This is a genomic window from Streptomyces sp. NPDC013317 (assembly GCF_055563155.1).
On record NZ_JBVHDX010000021.1, the window covers coordinates 1 to 19,500 of the forward strand.

Here is a 19,500-nt window from a genome sequence, read left to right on the forward strand (position 1 = left end):
GGTCACCGGGACACCGGCGGGAAGACCCTCCAGCGTCGCGACCAGCGCGGGACCGTGCGACTCTCCGGCTGTCAGCCAGCGCAACCTGCTCAACGATGCTCCTCATGCTCGCGCCTGGAACTGCTGTGGCGCGGCCGGGTGCGCGGCCCTGGCCCGCCACCCCCGATCCTCCCACGTCCGGGGGCCGAACCCGGCCGTCGGTCCAGCCATCGGACGCGAAGAACGTCAGATCGCTTGGGTCACAGGTTCAGGCCGGGGAGCGCGAGGTGCGAACGGCGCGCCACAGCCGACGCCCGCCCTCCACCACGAGGAAGGTCAGTCCGAGGGCGGCGACGGTGTTCTCCGCCCACTCGGGCAGCAGGTTCACGATCAGCTTGAACAGCGAACCGGCCCAGTCGGCGGCAAGCGTCTGCGGGCCGTTCACGAGGCGGCCAGGGCCCTCTCACCGGCGGCACGCATGGCGGCCAGCGGGGCCTCGGGGACGCCCGTCATCTGCTCGACCTGGAGGACGGCTTGGTGGACGAGGAGGTCGAGGCCGCCGAGGACCGCGCCCCCGCCCTTCGACCACGCGGCGGCGAGGGGCGTCGGCCAGGGGTGGTACAGCACGTCGAAGAGGGTGCCGGGTGCGCCGGGGACCTCCGCCGCGAGCGCGTCGGTGGTGCCGGCCGGGGTGGTCGCGACGACGAGCGGGGCGGCGAAGGCCCGGTCCGCGTTCGCCCAGTCGGCGGTGCGCACGTCCACACCCAGCCGCTCGCCCCAGCCGCGCATCTCCTCGGCCCTGGCCTCGCTCCGTACGTACGCCGTGACCGGGCCGGTGCAGATCCGCGCGAGGGCCGCGAGGGCGGAGGAGGCTGTGGCACCGGCCCCGAGGATCGCCGCGGACTCGACCTTGTCGACGCCCCGCTCCCGCAGGGCGGCGATCAGGCCGGGGATGTCCGTGTTGTCGCCGACCCGGCGGCCGTCCTCGGTGAAGACGACCGTGTTGACGGCCTCGACCGAGGCGGCCGTGTCGCTGATCTCGTCGAGCAGCGGGATGATCGCCCGCTTCAGCGGCATGGTCAGGGAGAGACCGGCCCAGGACTCGTCCAGTCCGGCGACGAAGCCGGGAAGCCCGGCCTCGTCCATCTCGAACCGGTCGTACGACCAGGCGTCGAGGCCCAGCGCGGCGTAGGCCGCCCGGTGCAGGACCGGGGAGAGCGAGTGCGCGATCGGCGAACCCAGGACGGCCGCGCGCCGCGGTGACGGCATCAGTTCTTCCTCGACTTGTTGAACTCGTTGACGAGCTTCTGGTGGTCGGCGTTCGTCTTGGTGAACTGGGACGTCTTGCCGTCGAGGGAGATGAAGTAGTACCAGCCCTCGTCCGTCGGGTTCACCACGCCCTTCAGCGCCTCGTTGCCCGGGTTCCCGATCGGACCGGGCGGCAGGCCCTTGTAGAAGTACGTGTTGTAGACGTTGTCGTACTTTCGCAGCTCTTCGAGGCTGAGGTCGATCTTGCTCTGGTTCTTGATGTAGTTGTACGTCGAGTCGAACTCGAGCTTGCCGTAGGTCTGCGGGTTGCTGGGCTTGAGCCGGTTGTAGACGACCTCGGCCATCTTGCGGAAGTCGTCGTGCGACGTGCCCTCGGCCTGGACGAGGCTCGCGATGGTGATGAGCTGCCAGGGGCTCTCGACCCCGAGCTGCTTCGCCTTGGCCTCCAGGTCGTACTTCGCGTACTCCGCGTTGGAGCGGGCGACCATCTTGCGCAGCACGTCCTCGGGCTTGTTGCCCTTGGCCACCGGGTAGCTCGCCGGGAAGAGGAAGCCTTCCAGCGGATCCTTCAGGTCCTCGTGGTTCTTCGCCCACTCCGGAAGGCCCAGGTCCTCCGCCTTCGCCTTGGCGACACCCTGGGTGGTGCCCGCCTTGAGCTCGAGCTTCTTGTCGATCTGCTCGTAGACCCAGACGTTCCGCCGGCCTTCGGGGATCACGAAGTTCGCCTGGCTCGCCGGGTCGAGCATCATCGTGACGGCGCTCTCCGCCGACATCTCCTTCTTCAGCGTGTAGACGCCCGCCTGGATGGAGAGGCCCTTGGGGTTCTTCCCCTGCGCGGCGACGAAGGCGTCCACGCTCTTGACGACGCCGGCCTTCTTGAGGATGTTGCCGATCTCGTAGCCGCCGGAGTCCTTGGGGATCTCGACCTGGACCGAGCCGCTGCCGGCGCCCGTGAAGTCGGGTGCCTCTCCGAACTGGCCCTGCCAGAACTGGTAGCCGAAGTAGCCGATGCCACCGACGCCGCCCGCGAGGACGAGCGCGACGACCAGGCACGCGACGCCGTTCCTGCTCTTCTTGCCCTTGCCGCCCCTGCGGTCGCGCCCGCCCCGCGACGACCGCCTGTCGCCGGGCTCGTCGTCGTACTCGTCGTCATCGGTGCCGTCCTCACCGGTGAAGAAGGGGTGCCGCTCCTCTTCCTCGGCCTCGGCCGCCGCCTCCGCCTCCCATTCGGTGACGGGCTCCGGCGGCGCCTGCCGCCGGCCCGGGGGCTGCGGCGGCGGGTAGGCCTCGGGGGTGCCGTAGAGGTCGGGGTTCTGACCGCCGTAGGGGTCGGCGGGCGTCGCGCCGTACGGCATGGCCGCCTGGCCCGTCTCCCACGTGGGGTCGTACTGCTGTACGGGATACCCGGACGTGTCGTAGCCCTGGGCCTGCTGGCCCTGGTATCCGCCGTACGTCGCGGGATCCACGTACTGCTGGGGGTGCTGCGCCTGCTGCTGGTACTGCCCCTGCTGCTGAGCATGCTGCTGCTGGTACTGCTGAGCGTGCTCGTGCTGCTGAGGGTGGTGCGGCTGCTGATAGTGGGGGTCGTAGCCCTGCCCCTGGCCCTGGCCGTACGCGTCCTGGTGACCGTACTGCTGCTGCGCCTGCTGCGGGTACTGCGGCTGGCCTCCCCATCCCTGGTCCCCGTACAACGGGTCCTCGGGATGCCACGGTTCGGAGCCGGGGCCCCGGCCATACTCAGTCATCGATCCCCAAACAGCCGCGAGGCTTCCGGACGGTCCGCCTCTACGTAGTGCGGCAGCTGTTCGAACACGCCGCATCGCGCGGAACGTTACCGTATCGCGATCAGATGACCACTTCGACGCCCTCGCCGGGAGGATTACCCGATACCCGTTCGGACTCAAGAGCATTCTGAAGGATGATCACAGCGGCGGCCTGATCGATGACGGACCGCCCCTTCTTCGACTTCACTCCCGAGGCCCTGAGCCCCTGGGTCGCCGTCACGGTCGTCATCCGCTCGTCGACCAGGCGGACCGGCACCGGGGCGATGCCCTTCGCCAGCTCACCCGCGAAGCGCCGGACCTTGGCCGCGGCCGGGCCCTCGCCCCCGGAGAGGGAGCGAGGGAGCCCGACCACGACCTCGATCGGCTCGTACTCCTCGACGATGCTCCGGAGCCGCCGGTGGGCGGCCGGGACGTCACGTCCCGGCACGGTCTCCACCGGGGTGGCGAGGACCCCGTCGGGGTCGCACGAGGCGACCCCGATCCGGGCGTCCCCGACGTCGATCGCGAGACGACGACCACGACGCATCGTCACGCGGTCTCCACCACGAGACGCTCGACGGCGTCGATGGCCTCGGCGACGGCCTCCGGGTTCTGGCCGCCGCCCTGGGCGACGTCCGGCTTGCCGCCACCGCCGCCACCGAGGGTCTTGGCGGCGGTACGGACCAGCTCACCGGCCTTGAGACCGCGCTCGCGGGCGGCCTCGTTGGTGGCGATGACCGTCAGCGGGCGGCCGTTGGCCGTGGTGAACAGGGCCACGACGGCCGGGCGGTCCGACGGGATGCGGCCGCGGACGTCGAGGACCAGCTTGCGCAGGTCGTCGGCGGACGTGCCGTCCTGGACCTGGCCGGTGACGAGCGCGACACCACGGACGTCCTTGGCGGTCTCGACCAGGCCGGCGGCGGCCTGGAGGACCTTCTCGGCGCGGAACTTCTCGATCTCCTTCTCGGCGTCCTTCAGCTTGCCGAGCATGGAGGAGATCTTCTCCGGAAGCTCCTCGGGGCGGCCCTTGACCAGCTCCTGGAGCTGGGCGACGACCGTGTGCTCACGGGCGAGGAAGTTGTAGGCGTCGACGCCGACGAGGGCCTCGACACGGCGCACGCCACTGCCGATCGACGACTCGCCGAGCAGCTTGACCAGGCCGAGCGCGGCGGTGTTCTTGACGTGCGTACCGCCGCACAGCTCCTTGGAGAAGTCGCCGATGGTGACGACGCGCACCTTCTCGCCGTACTTCTCGCCGAACTCGGCGATGGCGCCCTGCCGCTTGGCCTCGTCGATCGGCATGACCTCGGCGTGGACGTCGAGCTCGCGGGAGAGGACCTCGTTGATCTTCTGCTCGACGTCCATGAGGACCGTGCCGGGAACGGCGTTCGGCGAACCGAAGTCGAAGCGGAAGCGGCCGGGCGAGTTCTCGGAACCGGCCTGGGCGGCGGTGGGGCCGAGAGCGTCACGCAGGGCCTGGTGCGTCAGGTGCGTGGCGGAGTGGGCACGGGCGATGGACCGGCGGCGGCGGACGTCGATGGCGGCGTAGGCGGTGGAGCCGACCGTCACCTCACCGACCTGGACCGAGCCCTTGTGCACCGAGACACCGGGGACCGGCTGCTGGACGTCACGGATCTCGATGACGGCACCGCTGTGGAGGCGGATCCGGCCCTGGTCGGCGAGCTGGCCGCCGCCCTCGGCGTAGAACGGGGTGCGGTCGAGGACGACCTCGACCTCGTCGCCCTCGGAGGCGGCCGGCGACGGGACGCCGTTGACCAGCAGACCGACGACCGTGGACTCGCCCTCGGTGTTGGTGTAGCCGGTGAACTCGGTGGCGCCGTTGCCGTCGGCGATCTCACGGTAGGCGGCGACGTCGGCATGGCCGGTCTTCTTGGCCTTGGCGTCGGCCTTGGCCTTGTCCCGCTGCTCCTGCATGAGGCGGCGGAAGCCGGCCTCGTCCACGGAGAGCCCCTGCTCGGCGGCGATCTCCAGGGTGAGGTCGATCGGGAAGCCCCAGGTGTCGTGGAGCAGGAAGGCCTTGTCGCCGGAGAGGACGGTGCCGCCGGCGGCCCTGGTCTCGGTCACGGCGCCGTCGAGGACGTTCGAGCCGGCGTTGAGCGTCTTGAGGAAGCGGGCCTCTTCGGCGAGGGCGACGGTCTCGATCCGCTTGCGGTCGGTGATCAGCTCGGGGTACTGCTCGCCCATGGTGTCGATGACCACGTCGACGAGGTCCTGGACGACGACGCCCGTGGCGCCGAGCAGACGCATGTTGCGGATGGCACGGCGCATGATGCGGCGCAGCACGTAGCCGCGGCCCTCGTTGCCGGGGGTGACACCGTCGCCGATGAGCATGACGGACGTACGCATGTGGTCGGCGACGACGCGGAGCGAGACGTCGCTCTCGTGGGCCTTGCCGTAGGCGACGCCGGTGAGTTCGGTGGCCTTGTCGATGACGACCTGGAGGGTGTCGGTCTCGTACATGTTCTGTACGCCCTGCAGGATCATCGCGAGGCGCTCGAGGCCGAGGCCCGTGTCGATGTTCTTCGACGGCAGCTCGCCGAGGATCGGGAAGTCCTCCTTGCCGGAGCCCTCACCGCGCTCGTACTGCATGAAGACCAGGTTCCAGATCTCCACGTACCGCTCGTCGTTGACGGCCGGGCCGCCCTCGACGCCGAACTCGGGGCCGCGGTCGTAGTTGATCTCGGAGCACGGGCCGCAGGGACCGGGGACGCCCATCGACCAGTAGTTGTCCTTCTTGCCGAGGCGCTGGATGCGCTCGGCGGGGACACCGACGACGTCGCGCCAGATCTGCTCGGCCTCGTCGTCCTCCTGGTAGACGGTGATCCAGAGTTTCTCCGGCTCCAGCCCGTAGCCACCATGCTCCACCGAGCTGGTCAGCAGCTCCCAGGCGAGCTTGATGGCGCCTTCCTTGAAGTAGTCGCCGAAGGAGAAGTTGCCGCACATCTGGAAGAACGTGCCGTGGCGGGTGGTCTTGCCGACCTCTTCGATGTCGGGCGTACGCACGCACTTCTGCACGCTGGAGGCGCGCGCGAACGGCGGCTTGACCTCACCGAGGAAGTACGGCTTGAAGGGAACCATGCCGGCGGGGACCAGAAGCAGAGTCGGGTCGTCCGCGATGAGCGACGCCGAAGGCACGACGGTGTGCCCGCGCTCCTCGAAGAAGCTCAGCCAGCGGCGGCGGATTTCAGCCGACTCCATCAGTGGTCCTCATTCCGGTTGTACGAGATCGTTCGGTACGAATGCGTGGTGGTCGTGTTCGGGGTGGCATCGAGCGATGCCCTGCGGCGCGGCCCGGGGAGCTCGCGCTCGGCCGATGCGTCCGGGGAGGCCTCGATACCGAGCGCCTCGCCCAGTTCGGCTTCGCGCTGGACCATGCCCGCCCTGACGTCGAGGGCGAAGTCCTTGAGCCGGTGGCCGGTCTCGATCGCCTTGTTCGCCGCCTGCGCGGCGAGGCTCTCCGGGGTCAACTGCCTGAGCTTGCGGTTGACCTTGGTGGTGGCCCACACGCCGGCGGCTGCGCCTGCGGTGAACCAGAAGGTACGGCGGAACATCGCGGGTCAGCCTTTCTGCTTCCGGCGCCGCGCGGAGGGCACGGTGCGACCGACGACGGTGCGGGGGGCGGGCGCGGGCGGTGCCTGGTCCCGGCCGCGGCCGAGGGCCCTGCGCACTCCGTAGCCGAAGGCCGCGACCTTGACCAGCGGTCCGCCGAAGGTGGAGGCGACGGTCGTGGAGAGCGCCGAGGCGTTGGAGGTGACCTCCTGGACGTCCGAGGCGATGGCGTCCACGCGGTCGAGCTGGGTCTGCGCCGACCGCACGGTGGCGGAGGCGTCGCTGAGCAGCGGGACCGCCTGTTCGGTCACGTCCGCCACGAGCTTGGTGGTCGCCTTGAGCGTCTGCGCCAGTCTCACCAGAACCACGGCGAGGAAGGAGACGAGAATCGCCCAGAACACGGCCACCAGGATCCCGGCAACCTCTCCACCGGTCACTCCGCACCGCTCTCTGCTGTCGTTGGGCCCTTGCGAAAAGTCGTCCTCCGACCCTATCGCGCCCGGGGTCTTTCCCCGTACCGCATTACGGGCGGTACGAGGGCTCCCGAGAAGGGAATCGGCCGACCCGATTGTACGGAGTGCGCGTGGATGAGTACGCTCCGTGTCCCATGCGAAGGACCAACCTCCCGGCAGAGCTGAACGTCTTCGTCGGACGGGCCGCGGAAGAGGACCGGCTGACCCGGCTCCTGGTGGCGTCGCGCCTGGTCACCGTCGTCGGGGTGGGCGGCGTCGGGAAGACCCGGCTCGCCCTGACGGCCGCCAGGGCGGTGGAGAAACGCTACGCCGACGGCGTGTGGCTCGCCGACCTGGCGGTGCTGCCCGACCCGGAGCTCGTCGCCTTCGCCCTCGCCGAGGCGCTGGGGCTGACCGATCACACGCTGCGCACCCCGGTCGAGTCGCTGATCGACCATCTCGCGGAGCGCCGGCTGCTGCTCGTGGTGGACGGTTTCGAGCATCTCGTCGAGGAGTGCGCACCCTTGGTGCGGCAGCTTCTCGCGCATGCCCCGGGTCTCACCGTCCTCGCGGTGGGCCGCCGTCCGCTGCGCGTCGACGGGGAGGCCGTGTTCACGCTGCCGCCGATGGACGAGGACGACGCGGAGGCGCTGTTCGTCGAGCGGGCGACCGCCTCGGCCGGATCGCGCCCGGCGGCCGGGTCCGTGCGCGAACTGTGCCGCCGGCTCGACGGGATTCCGCTGGCGCTGGAGCTGGCGGCCGCCCGGATGCCGCTCCTCACGGTGGAGCAGATGCTGCGGCGGCTCGGCGACCGGTTCCGGCTGCTGACGGACGGGGCGCGGGGCGCGCTCCCCCGGCACCAGACGCTGCGGACCGCGATCGGCTGGAGCCACGAGCTGTGCACGCCGGAGGAGCGGTTGCTGTGGGCGCGCCTCTCGGTCTTCGCCGGGCCGTTCGACCTGGAGGCGGTGGAGTACGTCTGCGCCGGCCGTGAGCTTCCGCCGGAGCGGGTGATGGACGTGCTCGGCGGTCTGCTCGCGCAGTCCCTGGTCGTACGCGAGGACACGGTCGCCGGTCCGAGATATCGGATATTGGATACGGTCTCCGATTACGGCGCTGAGTGGCTGGCGGCGCTCGGCGACACCGAGCGCATGCGCCGCCGGCACCGCGACTGGTACATGGGCCTGGCCACCTGGTGCGAGCTGGAGTGGTTCAGCCCGCGTCAGGCCGAGGTCGCGGCCTGCCTGGAGGCCTCGCTCCCCAATCTGCGGGCGGCCCTCGAACTCTGCCTGGAGCAGCCGGACGAGGCGCACCTGGCGCAGCATCTCGCGGGGACGCTCTGGTTCGCCTGGGTCGGGTGCGGGCGCCTGGCCGAGGGCCGGCACTGGCTGGACCGGGCGCTCGCGCTCGACTCGGAGCACGACGACGCCCGGCTGAAGGCCCTGTGGGTGGTGGGGTACGTGACGATCCTGCAGGGCGACGCGACGGCCGCGGTGGCCGCGCTGCACGAGTGCGGGGAGCGGGCCCGCTCCGTCGGCAACCCCCTGGCGGAGGCGTACGCGACGCACCGGATGGGCTGTCTGGCGCTGCTCTCGGACGACATGCCGCGCGCGGAGGAGCTGATCGGCCGGGCTCTGGCGACGTACCGGGAACTGGGCGAGCTCAACAGCAACGTGCTGATGGGCCAGGTCGAGCTGGCGATGGCCCGGGTCTTCCAGGGCGATTTGGAGGGCGGGGTCGCGCTCTGCGCGGAGGTGCGCGAGATCTGCGAGGAGCGCGGCGAGCGCTGGACCAAGGCGTACGCGCTCTACGTCCTGGCGTACGCGGCGTGGGCCGGGGGCGATCACCGCGAGGCACGGAAGCTGCTCACGGAGTGCGTCGGCATCAACCACATGTTCCACGATCTGGTGGGGCTGGTGCTGGCCATCGAGCTGCTCGCCCTGGTGACGGCGAGCGAGGGCGACCCGACCGAGGCGGCCGTGCTGCAGGGCGCCGCACTGCCGGTCTGGGACTCGGTGGGTCTGCAGCTCTTCGGCTCGGGCCACTTCAACGGCGCGCGGGCGCTCTGCGCGGCGGAGGCCGGGGAGCTGCTGGGCGCGGAGCGCTACCGGGCGTCGGTGCGGGAGGGCCAGGGCCTGTCCCTGGACGCGGCGGTGGACCGGGCGCTCAGCGTGCGCCGGGACCCGGCCGCGCGCGGCGCGGGCCCGCGGGCGCCGCGCCCGTTCCGTACGGCGTTCCCCGAGAACGCGGAAGCCCGCCGGCTCCCCCACTGGTGAGAGTGGGGAAGCGGCGGGCCGAGCACCGCGGGGGTGGTACGACGCCTTGATCAGCGGGCGTAGTACTCGACGACCAGCTGCTCGTCGCAGATGACCGGGATCTCCTTGCGGTTCGGGTCGCGGTCGAGGCGGAAGGCCAGGGCCTTCAGGTTGACCTGCAGGTAGCGCGGGGTCTCGCCGTCGGCGGCGAAGCCACCCTCACGGGCCACCTGGAACAGGGGCTTCTCGCGGGAGCGCTCGCGGACCATCACGACGTCGTCGGGACGGACGCGGAACGACGGCTTGTCGACCTTGCCACCGTTGACCTGGATGTGACCGTGCACGACCATCTGACGGGCCTGGTAGATGGTGCGGGCGATGCCCGAACGCAGGACCAGGGCGTCGAGGCGACGCTCGAGCTCGACGACCAGCGCCTCGCCCGTCTTGCCCTCGGCCTTCTTGGCGCGGTCGTAGGCGCGCGCCATCTGGCGCTCGCTGATGTCGTACTGCGCGCGCAGACGCTGCTTCTCGAGCAGACGGACCTTGTAGTCCGAGTTCTGCTTGCGGCCACGGCCGTGCTCGCCCGGCGGGTAGGGGCGGGCCTCGAAGTACTTGACGGCCTTCGGGGTCAGCGCGATGCCGAGGGCACGCGACTTCTTGACCTTGGGACGGGACTGGTTCGGCATGAACCAACCTCTCTATCTGTACGAATACGGCTTCACCAGGGTTAGAGGAGGTCGCATCCGCAGCCGGGGAAACCCGCAAGGTCGTCGAGGACCTGACGGGCAGCCGCTCCCTGGTCTGGGCACATACGTGCAGCACGCGAACGGCCCATCGCCTGGTCCCGGGGGTCCGGGGAGGTGATGGGTTGCCCGCGACACCTTCGAAGGTGCGCGACACTCCTGGAGATCCCGCGCGAGGCGGGTCTCCGGCTGCCTGTCCCGTTCTGGTGGCGCCGGCCGAAGCCGGACACGGGACGCAGCACTCCGCACGAGTGTACCGGGTCGGCGGAGGCCCCGTGCACGCGCCCGGGTCCGCCTCAGCCGTCGCCGCGCAGCCGCTCCCGTACCTTCTCCACCACGTCCGCGTACCGCGCCTCCGCGCCGTACCGGGTCGGCTCGTAGTAGCGCCTGCCGTGGACCTCGTCCGGCGCGTACTGCTGTGCCGCGATCCCGCCCGGGACGTCGTGCGGGTACACGTACCCCTGGGCGTGGCCCAGCTTGGCCGCGCCCTTGTAGTGACCGTCGCGCAGATGCGGCGGGACCGCGCCCGCGAGGCCGTTCCGTACGTCCGCCTGGGCCGCGAAGATCGCCGTGGTCGCCGCGTTGGACTTGGGGGCCAGGGCCAGTGCGATCGTGGCGTGGCTCAGGGTCAGCGCCGCCTCGGGGAAGCCGATCATGGCGACGGCCTGCGCGGCGGCCACGGCCGTCGGCAGAGCGGTCGGGTCGGCCAGGCCGATGTCCTCGCTGGCCGAGATCATCAGCCGGCGGGCGATGAACCGGGGGTCCTCCCCCGCCTCGATCATCCGGGCCAGGTAGTGCAGCGCCGCGTCCACGTCCGAGCCGCGGATCGACTTGATGAGCGCGCTGGCCACGTCGTAGTGCTGGTCGCCGTCCCGGTCGTACGTCACCGCCGCCCGGTCGACGGTCTCCTCGACCGTCTGGAGGGTGATCTCCGGCTCGCCCTTCGCGAGGGCCGAGCCCGCGGCCGCCTCCAGAGCGGTCAGCGCACGCCGGGCGTCGCCGCCGGCGATCCGCAGCAGATGTGCCTCGGCGTCCTCGGGCAGGCTGACCGCGCCCCCGAGCCCCCGGTCCTCGGTGAGGGCCCGCTTGAGGAGATCGCGAAGGTCGTCGTCGGTGAGCGGTTCGAGCGTGAGCAGCAGGGAGCGGGAGAGCAGCGGCGAGATGACGGAGAAGTACGGGTTCTCGGTCGTCGCGGCGATGAGCGTCACCCAGCGGTTCTCCACCGCCGGCAGCAGCGAGTCCTGCTGGGCCTTGGAGAAGCGGTGGATCTCGTCGAGGAAGAGGACGGTCTCCTTGCCGAAGCCGCCGGCCGCGCGCCGTGCGCCCTCGATGACGGCCCGGACCTCCTTGACGCCCGCGGTGATGGCGGAGAGCTCGACGAAGCGCTTGTTGGTCGCCTTCGAGACCACGTACGCCAGGGTCGTCTTCCCGATGCCGGGCGGCCCCCAGAGGATCACGGACGAGGCGCCCGCCGGGCCTCCGTCGCCCTCTCCGACGAGCCTCCGCAGCGGCGAGCCCCGCTTGAGCAGATGCTGCTGGCCGAGGACCTCGTCCAGGGTGCGCGGACGCATCCGTACAGCCAGCGGGCTGCTGGACGGGTCCTTCTCCTGGCGTTCTTCGGCGGCTGCGGTAAAGAGGTCGGGCTCCACGTCATGAAGCCTAAGTCAGAGCACTGACAGCGGGGCCCGCGCCCGGTGAGCCCGCGAGCCCGCGGCTCGTCAACCCGCCGGCCCGTGAGCCCGGCAGCCCGTCAGCTGGTCCAGAAGTCCCACCAGCGCGTGAGGATCAGCATGCCGATGATCCCGATGTGCAGCACGGGGAGCACCCAGGTGAACTCGTCGAAGAAGGTCCGCAGGCCCTGGGGCGCCGGGATGACCCCCTTGCGGACGTTGTGCGAGGTCACGTACCAGAACATGACGATCGTGGCGGCCCAGGCCAGGCAGCACCACAGGCAGAGCGCGTTGATCTCGTAGAGCGACTGCTGCATCAGCCAGGTGCAGAAGCCGACGCCGAAGAGCGTGCCCGCGTTCAGGCCGAGCCAGTACCAGCGGCGGTAGCGGGCGCCCGCGAGGAGGCCGACGCCGATGGCGATCACCATGGCGTAGGTGACGAGGCCGAGCATCGGGTTCGGGAAGCCGAAGACCGAGGCCTGGTCGCTCTTCATGATGTTGCCGCACGAGACGATCGGGTTGAGGCTGCAGCCCGGCGTGAAGTTCGGGTCCTCGAGGAGCTTGAACTTGTCGATCGTGATGACCCACGCGGCGAGCAGACCGGCGGCACCGGTGATCACCAGCAGCCAGGCCAGGGCCCGGCTCGCGCCGATGGTGCCGCGTGCCGACTCGTCAACCGCCGTGTCTGTCATATCCCCGATCCATCACTCGCGGGCTTGTGGCCACGGTCATTGTGCCGTACGGGGCACACTCTCCACCGTTCGACGGACATAAGGACGACCGGGGCCCGTCCGCGTGAAGCGGTCCGGTCCCCGGTCGTCCTCGTGCCGTGTGCCGTGCGTCTTCCGCCCTCGTCAGGCCAGCTTCGCCCGGACGGTGTCGACCAGCGCGTCCAGGGCCACCGGCTCCTGCTCTCCGGACTCCATGTCCTTGAGCTGGACCACGCCCTCGGCCAGGTCCCGCTCGCCCGCGACGACGGCGAACCGGGCGCCCGAGCGGTTGGCGTCCTTCATGGCGCCCTTGAGGCCCTTGCCTCCGAACGCGAAGTCGGCCGCCACGCCCGCCTTGCGGAGTGCGGTGACCTTCCCGAACAGGACGCGGCGCGCCTCGTCCCCGAGCGCGACCGCGAAGACGCTGGTCGCCGCCGGGATGTCCAGCTCGACGCCCTCGGCCTCCAGGGCCAGCACCGTACGGTCCACGCCGAGCGCCCAGCCGACCGACGGGAGCACCGGTCCGCCGATCATCTCGGAGAGGCCGTCGTACCGGCCGCCGCCGCCGACCGCGGACTGCGAGCCGAGACCGTCGTGGACGAACTCGAAGGTCGTCCGCGTGTAGTAGTCCAGGCCGCGCACCAGCTTGGCGTCGTCCTCGAAGGCGACGCCCGCCGCGGTGATCAGGGCGCGCACCTCCTCGTGGTACGCCTTGCACGCGTCGCACAGGTAGTCGCGCAGCAGCGGCGCGCCGACGAGCTGCTTCTGCACGGACTCGCGCTTGTCGTCGAGGACGCGGAGCGGGTTGATCTCGGCCCGGCGGAGCGTCTCCTCGTCGAGGTCGAGACCGCGCAGGAAGGTCTGCAGCGCCTCCCGGTAGACGGGGCGGCACTCCTTGTCGCCGAGCGAGTTCAGCAGGATGCGGAAGTTCCGCAGGCCCAGCGAGCGGTACGCGTCGTCGGCCAGGATGATCAGCTCGGCGTCGAGCGCCGGGTCCTCCGCGCCGATCGCCTCGGCGCCGACCTGGGAGAAGTGCCTGTAGCGGCCCTTCTGCGGGCGCTCGTAGCGGTAGTACGAGCCGGAGTACCAGAGCTTCACCGGCAGGTTGCCCTGCTTGTGCAGGCTGGCCTCCAGGGCCGCGCGCAGCACGGAGGCGGTGCCTTCGGGCCGCAGCGCCAGCTCGGAGCCGCCCTTGGTCGTGAGGGTGTACATCTCCTTGGTGACGATGTCGGTGGACTCGCCGACACCGCGCGCGAAGAGGTTGACGTCCTCGAAGCCGGGCGTCTCGATGTAGCCGTAGCCGGACTTGCGCAGGGGTCCGGAGATGGCGTCCCGGACCGCCAGGTACTTCGCGGAGTACGGCGGAATCAGGTCGTACGTGCCCTTGGGGGCCTTGAAGGTGCTCAACGTCGTCTCGTCACATTCCTCGTCGGGGAGCCTTCGTGCTCCCGAGGCCGGCGGCCACATCCCGCAGGTACGGGTTCGTGGCGCGCTCCTGGCCGATGGTCGTCTGGGGACCGTGTCCCGACAGCACCACGGTCGAGTTGTCGAGCGGCAGGCACACGCGGGCCAGCGATTCGAACATCTCGTCCATGTCACCGCCGGGCAGGTCGGTGCGTCCGATGGAGCCGGCGAAGAGCAGATCGCCCGAGAAGAACACGGAGGGGATCTCCGTGGTCTGCGGCATCTGGAAGGTCACCGACCCCTTGGTATGACCGGGCGCATGGGCGACGGAGAACTCCATGCCGGCGAGGTCCAGCGTGGCGCCGTCGGTGAGCTCGTGCACGTCGTCCGGCTCGCCCACGGTCAGCTCGCCCATGAGAGGCATCCCGATGGAGCGGCCGAGGGCCTTCTCCGGGTCGCTCATCATGTACCGGTCGGCGGGGTGGATCCACGCGGGTACGTCATGGGCGCCGCAGACCGGGACGACGGAGGCGACGTGGTCGATGTGTCCATGGGTGAGGACCACGGCGACGGGCTTGAGCCGATGCTTCTTCAGCGTCTCCTCGACACCCTGGGCGGCCTGGTGGCCCGGGTCGATGATGACGCACTCCTCGCCTGCGGCGGGGGCGACCAGGTAGCAGTTGGTCCCCCAGGCCCCGGCGGGGAACCCGGCAATCAGCACGATCGTCCTTAAATGTCGTCCGGCACGGGGTGCGGCGGAGCGGAAGCGGCAGATCAGAGCCTACCGGCGCTGCGTATTCCACAGCCAACCCGTATACGGTACGGGCACACCCGGCCAGGACAGGAACAGACGAGCGACAAGGAGCAGACCCGGTGGTCAGCAGCGATCAGCGGCGGCGGCAGCTCGCCAGGGAGAAGTACGAGCGTCAGCAGCAGCGGCGGCAGGAGGCGCGGCAGAAGGCCAGGCGCCGGAACACCGTGATCGCGGCCTCGCTCGCCGTCGTGCTGGCCGCGGGCGGAGCGGTGTACGCGTCCGTCGCGCTGACCGACGACGGCAGCACCGCGGCGGCCGACGACGCGACGCCGAGCGACGCCGCGACGCCGACCCCCTCGGCGACCGAGTCGAAGGCGCCGGAGCCGGCGATGGCCGTCGACAAGAAGGCCACGTACACGATGTCCCTCAAGACGAACCGGGGCGACATCGGGATCACCATGGATGCGGCGAAGACCCCGCACACGGTGAACTCCTTCAAGCACCTGGCGGACAAGAAGTACTTCGACGGGACGAAGTGCCACCGGCTCACCACCGAGGGCATCTTCGTCCTCCAGTGCGGTGACCCGAAGGGCGACGGCACGGGCGGTCCCGGCTACACCATCCCGGACGAGAACCTGGACGCGCTGGGCAAGGCCGGCGCGGACGGCTCGGTGACCTTCCCCGCCGGGACGGTCGCGATGGCCAACACGATGCAGCCGAACACCGGCGGCAGCCAGTTCTTCCTCGTCTACAAGGACACGAAGCTGCCGCCTCAGTTCACCCCCTTCGGGAAGATCGACGCGGCCGGTCTGAAGGTCGTCGAGGAGGTCGCCGGGGGCGGGGTCGAGGGCGGCGCGAAGGACGGCGCGCCCAAGACGGCCGTGACGATCGAGAAGGCCACGGTCGCCAAGAAGTGACACACGGCGTGACCGTTGAATTTCGGTCGCGCGGAGAGCGGACAGCCGGGCGGCCGGTCGCCTAGATTGGCGTTGTGCAGCGCGGTCCTGTATCCGCGTTGTTGAGGGCGGGCGAGGCCCGCCGGGAACCTGTGGACGATGCCCAGGGGGCACAACCCCCTCGTCGGCATCATGTGGAGGAGGCGCTGTGAGCAGCGACCCGTGGGGCCGCGTCGACGAGACGGGCACCGTGTACGTGCGTACAGCCGAGGGCGAGAAGGTCGTCGGATCGTGGCAGGCCGGCACTCCCGAGGAGGCACTGGCCTACTTCGAGCGCAAGTACGAGGGCCTGGTTGTCGAGATCGGCCTCCTCGAGAAGAGGGTGAAGACCACCGACCTCTCGGCGAAGGACGCCACGGTCGCGATCGACCACATCCGGCAGCAGGTCGACGAGCATCACGCCGTGGGTGACCTCGCCGCGCTGACCGCTCGCCTCGACAAGCTGGTCGAGACGGTCGAGTCGCGCCGTGAGGAGCGCAAGGTCCAGAAGGCCAAGCAGGCCGACGAGGCGCGCGGCGCCAAGGAGGCTCTGGTCAAGGAGGCCGAGGAGCTGGCGCAGAGCGAGCAGTGGCGGGCGGCCGGCGAACGGCTGCGCGCGCTCGTGGACACCTGGAAGGGCCTGCCGCGGCTCGACCGGAAGTCCGACGACGAGCTGTGGCACCGCTTCTCGCACGCCCGCTCGGCGTTCTCCAAGCGCCGCAAGGCGCACTTCGCCTCGCTGGACGCGCAGCGCGAGGAGGCCCGCAAGGCCAAGGAGAAGCTGGTCGCCGAGGCCGAGTCGCTGTCGAACTCCACGGACTGGGGTGGCACGGCCGCCCGCTACCGCGAGCTGATGGCGGAGTGGAAGGCCGTGGGCCGTGCGCAGCGCGAGCACGAGGACGACCTGTGGAACCGCTTCCGCGGCGCCCAGGACATCTTCTTCGCGGCGCGCGGTGAGATCTTCGCCGAGCGGGACGCGGAGCAGACCGAGAACCTCAAGCTGAAGGAGGAGCTCGCGACCGAGGCCGAGAAGCTGGTGCCGGTGACGGATCTGAAGGCGGCGCGCGCGGCCTTCCGCTCCATCAACGAGCGCTGGGAGGCCATCGGTCATGTGCCGCGCGACGCCCGGCCGAAGGTCGAGGGCCGGATGCACGCGGTCGAGCGTGCGCTCCAGGAGTCCGAGGAGTCGGAGTGGCGCCGGACGAACCCGGAGGCACGCGCGCGTGCCGCGGGTCTGACGGGCCAGCTGCAGGACGCCGTCGACAAGCTGCAGAAGCAGATCGATGCGGCCCGTGCGGCGGGCAACGACGCGAAGGCCGACAAGCTGGCGCGTGAGCTGGAGGGCCGTCAGGCACTCCTGGACCAGGCTCTGAAGGGCCTGCAGGAGTTCGGCGGCTGATCCCGCGTACGCAGGAGAAGGGCCCCGGTACCTGTGCGAGGTACCGGGGCCCTTCTCGTACGCGCTGTTAGGGGCGTCGCGCCGAGGTGACGCGGTAGACGTCGTAGACGCCCTCCACGCCGCGGACGGCCTTCAGGACGTGGCCGAGGTGCTTCGGGTCGCCCATCTCGAAGGTGAAGCGCGAGGTGGCCACCCGGTCGCGGGAGGTCTGGACGGCCGCCGACAGGATGTTGACGTGCTGGTCCGACAGGACGCGGGTGACGTCCGAGAGCAGTCGGGAGCGGTCCAGTGCCTCGACCTGGATGGCGACCAGGAAGACCGAGGACTGGGTGGGCGCCCATTCGACCTCGAGGATGCGCTCCGGCTCGCGAGAGAGCGAGTCGACGTTGACGCAGTCGCTGCGGTGCACCGAGACGCCGCTGCCGCGGGTGACGAAGCCGATGATCGGGTCGCCGGGTACGGGGGTGCAGCAGCGGGCCAGCTTGACCCAGACGTCCTCGACGCCCTTGACGACGACACCGGGGTCGGCGCTGGAGCGGCGCTTGGAGCGGCCGCGCGTGGGCGGGGCCGTCTCGGCGATGTCCTCGTTGGCGGCCTCCTCGCCGCCGAGGGCCTGGACGAGCTTCTGGACGATGGACTGGGCCGTGACATGGCCCTCGCCGATCGCCGCGTACAGCGAGGAGATGTCGCTGTAGCGCATCTCGTGGGCGAGCGTGACGAGCGAGTCGCCGGTCAGGATCCGCTGGATCGGCAGGTTCTGCTTGCGCATGGCCCGCGCGATGGCGTCCTTGCCCTGCTCGATCGCCTCGTCGCGGCGCTCCTTGGAGAACCACGCCCGGATCTTGTTGCGGGCGCGCGGGGACTTGACGAAGCCCAGCCAGTCGCGGGACGGGCCGGCGCCCGCGGCCTTGGAGGTGAAGACCTCGACCAGGTCGCCGTTGTCGAGGGTCGACTCCAGCGGCACGAGCCGCCCGTTGACCCGCGCCCCTATGGTGCGGTGGCCGACCTCGGTGTGGACGGCGTACGAGAAGTCGACGGGGGTGGCCCCGGCGGGCAGCGCTATGACGTCGCCCTTGGGGGTGAAGACGAAGACCTCGTTGCGCGAGAGGTCGAAGCGCAGGGACTCCAGGAACTCTCCGGGGTCCTCGGTCTCCTTCTGCCAGTCGAGCAGCTGGCGCAGCCACGCCATGTCGTTGAGGTGGTCGTCCTTGCCGACGCTCTTCGGTACGTCGGTGCGCACCTTGGAGGCTCCGGCGACGGCCTCCTGCTTGTACTTCCAGTGCGCGGCGATGCCGTACTCGGCCCGGCGGTGCATGTCGAAGGTGCGGATCTGCAGCTCGACGGGCTTGCCGTTGGGGCCGATGACCGTGGTGTGCAGCGACTGGTACATGTTGAACTTCGGCATCGCGATGTAGTCCTTGAACCGGCCGGGGACCGGGTTCCATCGCGCGTGGACGGTGCCGAGGGCCGCGTAGCAGTCGCGGACGGTGTCCACGAGGACGCGGATGCCGACCAGGTCGTAGATCTCCGCGAAGTCACGGCCGCGGACGATCATCTTCTGGTAGACGCTGTAGTAGTGCTTCGGCCGGCCGGTGACGGTGGCCTTGATGCGGGCGGCGCGCAGGTCGGACTGGACCTCGTCGGTCACTATGGCGAGGTACTCGTCGCGCTTGGGGGCGCGCTCGGCGACGAGCCGGACGATCTCGTCGTACATCTTGGGGTAGAGGATCGCGAAGGCGAGGTCCTCCAGCTCCCACTTGATGGTGTTCATGCCCAGGCGGTGGGCCAGGGGCGCGTAGATCTCGAGGGTCTCGCGGGCCTTCTTCTCCTGCTTCTCCCGCTTGAGGTAACGCATGGTGCGCATGTTGTGCAGCCGGTCGGCGAGCTTGATGACCAGGACACGCGGGTCCTTGGCCATGGCGACGACCATCTTGCGCACGGTCTCGGCCTGCGCGGCCTCGCCGAACTTGACCTTGTCGAGCTTGGTGACGCCGTCGACGAGGAGGGCCACCTGGTCGCCGAAGTCGCGGCGCAGCGTGTCCAGGCCGTACTCGGTGTCCTCGACGGTGTCGTGCAGCAGGCCGGCCATGAGCGTGGCCGGGTCCATGCCGAGCTCGGCGAGGATCGTGGTGACGGCGAGCGGGTGCGTGATGTAGGGGTCGCCGCTCTTGCGCTTCTGGCCGCGGTGCCAGCGCTCGGCGACCTGGTAGGCCCGTTCGACCTGGCGGAGGGTCGCCGTCTCGATCTTGGGGTCGTTGGAGCGGACGATCCGCAGCAGCGGTTCGAGGACCGGGTTGTACGGGGAGGAGCGCTGGACGCCGAGCCGGGCGAGCCGGGCGCGGACCCGGTTGGACGAGCCGCCGGAGCGGGTCGCGGGGGCGGGGGCGGGCTTGGGCGTCGAGGCGGGTGCCGGGGCGGGGGCCACGGGCGTGGGCCGGCTCTCCGCGGGCTTGTTCTCGGGCGGCGCGGGCTCCGCCGCAAGGGCCTTGTCGGCCTGCGGGTCGGGCTGCGCGGCGGAGAGTGGCTGGGCCTCGTCTGGCAAGAGCGCTCCTCGTGCTGTACCGGGTCCCCCGGTCAGGCCCGGAAAGGCCATCGTA

17 protein-coding genes are annotated in these 19,500 nt (G+C 70.4%); 3 read left to right on the forward strand and 14 right to left on the reverse strand.

Annotated elements, in window-relative coordinates; genetic code table 11:
* From ACZ3IJ_RS33915 to ACZ3IJ_RS33950, 8 genes are all read right to left on the reverse strand, one after another.
* On the reverse strand, window positions 1-93 hold a 93-nt coding region (locus ACZ3IJ_RS33915), incomplete at its 3' end, for a chorismate synthase (RefSeq protein ID WP_352102574.1).
* A gap of 154 nt (window positions 94-247) precedes the next feature.
* Complete coding sequence (locus ACZ3IJ_RS33920; protein ID WP_391799743.1) at window positions 248-424, reverse strand: hypothetical protein; 177 nt, start codon at window positions 422-424, stop codon at window positions 248-250.
* Entirely contained in the window at window positions 421-1,248 is an 828-nt protein-coding gene (locus ACZ3IJ_RS33925) for a shikimate dehydrogenase (RefSeq protein ID WP_467474719.1), read from the reverse strand. Before ACZ3IJ_RS33925 ends, ACZ3IJ_RS33920 begins: the two co-directional genes overlap by 4 nt.
* Window positions 1,248-2,993 (reverse strand): endolytic transglycosylase MltG, encoded by a 1,746-nt coding sequence (gene mltG, locus ACZ3IJ_RS33930; protein ID WP_467474721.1) that lies wholly within the window; start codon window positions 2,991-2,993, stop codon window positions 1,248-1,250. Before mltG ends, ACZ3IJ_RS33925 begins: the two co-directional genes overlap by 1 nt.
* A gap of 100 nt (window positions 2,994-3,093) precedes the next feature.
* Complete coding sequence (ruvX, locus tag ACZ3IJ_RS33935; protein ID WP_467474811.1) at window positions 3,094-3,558, reverse strand: Holliday junction resolvase RuvX; 465 nt, start codon at window positions 3,556-3,558, stop codon at window positions 3,094-3,096.
* A 2-nt stretch (window positions 3,559-3,560) separates the two neighbouring features.
* Window positions 3,561-6,230, reverse strand: coding sequence for an alanine--tRNA ligase (gene alaS / locus ACZ3IJ_RS33940; RefSeq protein WP_467474723.1), 2,670 nt, complete (start codon window positions 6,228-6,230; stop codon window positions 3,561-3,563).
* Window positions 6,230-6,583 carry a DUF6167 family protein gene (locus tag ACZ3IJ_RS33945; RefSeq protein WP_467474725.1) on the reverse strand — a complete coding sequence of 118 codons (354 nt, stop codon included), beginning with the start codon at window positions 6,581-6,583 and terminating at the stop codon, window positions 6,230-6,232. The genes alaS and ACZ3IJ_RS33945 overlap by 1 nt, the downstream gene beginning before the upstream one ends.
* Before the next feature lie 6 nt (window positions 6,584-6,589).
* The gene (locus ACZ3IJ_RS33950) at window positions 6,590-7,018 is read right to left on the reverse strand and encodes a DUF948 domain-containing protein (RefSeq protein WP_352186545.1); all 429 of its coding nucleotides are present in this window, start codon (window positions 7,016-7,018) and stop codon (window positions 6,590-6,592) included.
* A 170-nt stretch (window positions 7,019-7,188) separates the two neighbouring features.
* On the opposite strand from ACZ3IJ_RS33950, the gene ACZ3IJ_RS33955 reads away from it, so the two are divergent.
* Entirely contained in the window at window positions 7,189-9,309 is a 2,121-nt protein-coding gene (locus tag ACZ3IJ_RS33955) for an ATP-binding protein (RefSeq protein ID WP_467474727.1), read from the forward strand.
* 50 nt (window positions 9,310-9,359) lie between these two features.
* Here ACZ3IJ_RS33955 and rpsD read toward each other — a convergent pair whose 3' ends face one another.
* The 5 genes from rpsD to ACZ3IJ_RS33980 form a co-directional block, all read right to left on the reverse strand.
* Window positions 9,360-9,974, reverse strand: coding sequence for a 30S ribosomal protein S4 (gene rpsD / locus ACZ3IJ_RS33960; RefSeq protein WP_158985446.1), 615 nt, complete (start codon window positions 9,972-9,974; stop codon window positions 9,360-9,362).
* Between the two features lie 353 nt (window positions 9,975-10,327).
* The gene (locus ACZ3IJ_RS33965) at window positions 10,328-11,680 is read right to left on the reverse strand and encodes a replication-associated recombination protein A (protein ID WP_391799736.1); all 1,353 of its coding nucleotides are present in this window, start codon (window positions 11,678-11,680) and stop codon (window positions 10,328-10,330) included.
* Between the two features lie 101 nt (window positions 11,681-11,781).
* On the reverse strand, window positions 11,782-12,393 hold the full coding sequence (locus ACZ3IJ_RS33970) for a vitamin K epoxide reductase family protein (protein WP_467474730.1): 612 nt from the start codon (window positions 12,391-12,393) through the stop codon (window positions 11,782-11,784).
* Between the two features lie 162 nt (window positions 12,394-12,555).
* The gene (gene hisS / locus ACZ3IJ_RS33975) at window positions 12,556-13,818 is read right to left on the reverse strand and encodes a histidine--tRNA ligase (protein ID WP_467474732.1); all 1,263 of its coding nucleotides are present in this window, start codon (window positions 13,816-13,818) and stop codon (window positions 12,556-12,558) included.
* A 10-nt stretch (window positions 13,819-13,828) separates the two neighbouring features.
* The gene (locus ACZ3IJ_RS33980; protein WP_467474734.1) at window positions 13,829-14,536 is read right to left on the reverse strand and encodes an MBL fold metallo-hydrolase; all 708 of its coding nucleotides are present in this window, start codon (window positions 14,534-14,536) and stop codon (window positions 13,829-13,831) included.
* Between the two features lie 152 nt (window positions 14,537-14,688).
* Between ACZ3IJ_RS33980 and ACZ3IJ_RS33985 the strand changes: the two genes are divergently transcribed.
* Window positions 14,689-15,486, forward strand: a complete 798-nt coding sequence (locus tag ACZ3IJ_RS33985) for a peptidylprolyl isomerase (protein ID WP_467474736.1) — start codon at window positions 14,689-14,691, stop codon at window positions 15,484-15,486.
* A gap of 187 nt (window positions 15,487-15,673) precedes the next feature.
* Complete coding sequence (locus tag ACZ3IJ_RS33990) at window positions 15,674-16,903, forward strand: DUF349 domain-containing protein (RefSeq protein ID WP_391799731.1); 1,230 nt, start codon at window positions 15,674-15,676, stop codon at window positions 16,901-16,903.
* Between the two features lie 67 nt (window positions 16,904-16,970).
* Here ACZ3IJ_RS33990 and ACZ3IJ_RS33995 read toward each other — a convergent pair whose 3' ends face one another.
* Window positions 16,971-19,445 (reverse strand): RelA/SpoT family protein, encoded by a 2,475-nt coding sequence (locus tag ACZ3IJ_RS33995; protein WP_467474739.1) that lies wholly within the window; start codon window positions 19,443-19,445, stop codon window positions 16,971-16,973.
* Between the last annotated feature and the right edge of the window lie 55 nt (window positions 19,446-19,500).

What these genes read in the sequence shown, in the direction of transcription:
- ACZ3IJ_RS33925 (WP_467474719.1), bottom strand. Translation starts at nt 1,248, where the DNA reads ATGCCGTCACCGCGGCGCGCGGCCGTCCTGGGTTCGCCGATCGCGCAC.
- ruvX (WP_467474811.1), bottom strand. Translation starts at nt 3,558, where the DNA reads ATGCGTCGTGGTCGTCGTCTCGCGATCGACGTCGGGGACGCCCGGATC.
- rpsD (WP_158985446.1), bottom strand. Translation starts at nt 9,974, where the DNA reads ATGCCGAACCAGTCCCGTCCCAAGGTCAAGAAGTCGCGTGCCCTCGGC.
- ACZ3IJ_RS33955 (WP_467474727.1), top strand. Translation starts at nt 7,189, where the DNA reads ATGCGAAGGACCAACCTCCCGGCAGAGCTGAACGTCTTCGTCGGACGG.
- ACZ3IJ_RS33945 (WP_467474725.1), bottom strand. Translation starts at nt 6,583, where the DNA reads ATGTTCCGCCGTACCTTCTGGTTCACCGCAGGCGCAGCCGCCGGCGTG.
- mltG (WP_467474721.1), bottom strand. Translation starts at nt 2,993, where the DNA reads ATGACTGAGTATGGCCGGGGCCCCGGCTCCGAACCGTGGCATCCCGAG.
- ACZ3IJ_RS33970 (WP_467474730.1), bottom strand. Translation starts at nt 12,393, where the DNA reads ATGACAGACACGGCGGTTGACGAGTCGGCACGCGGCACCATCGGCGCG.
- alaS (WP_467474723.1), bottom strand. Translation starts at nt 6,230, where the DNA reads ATGGAGTCGGCTGAAATCCGCCGCCGCTGGCTGAGCTTCTTCGAGGAG.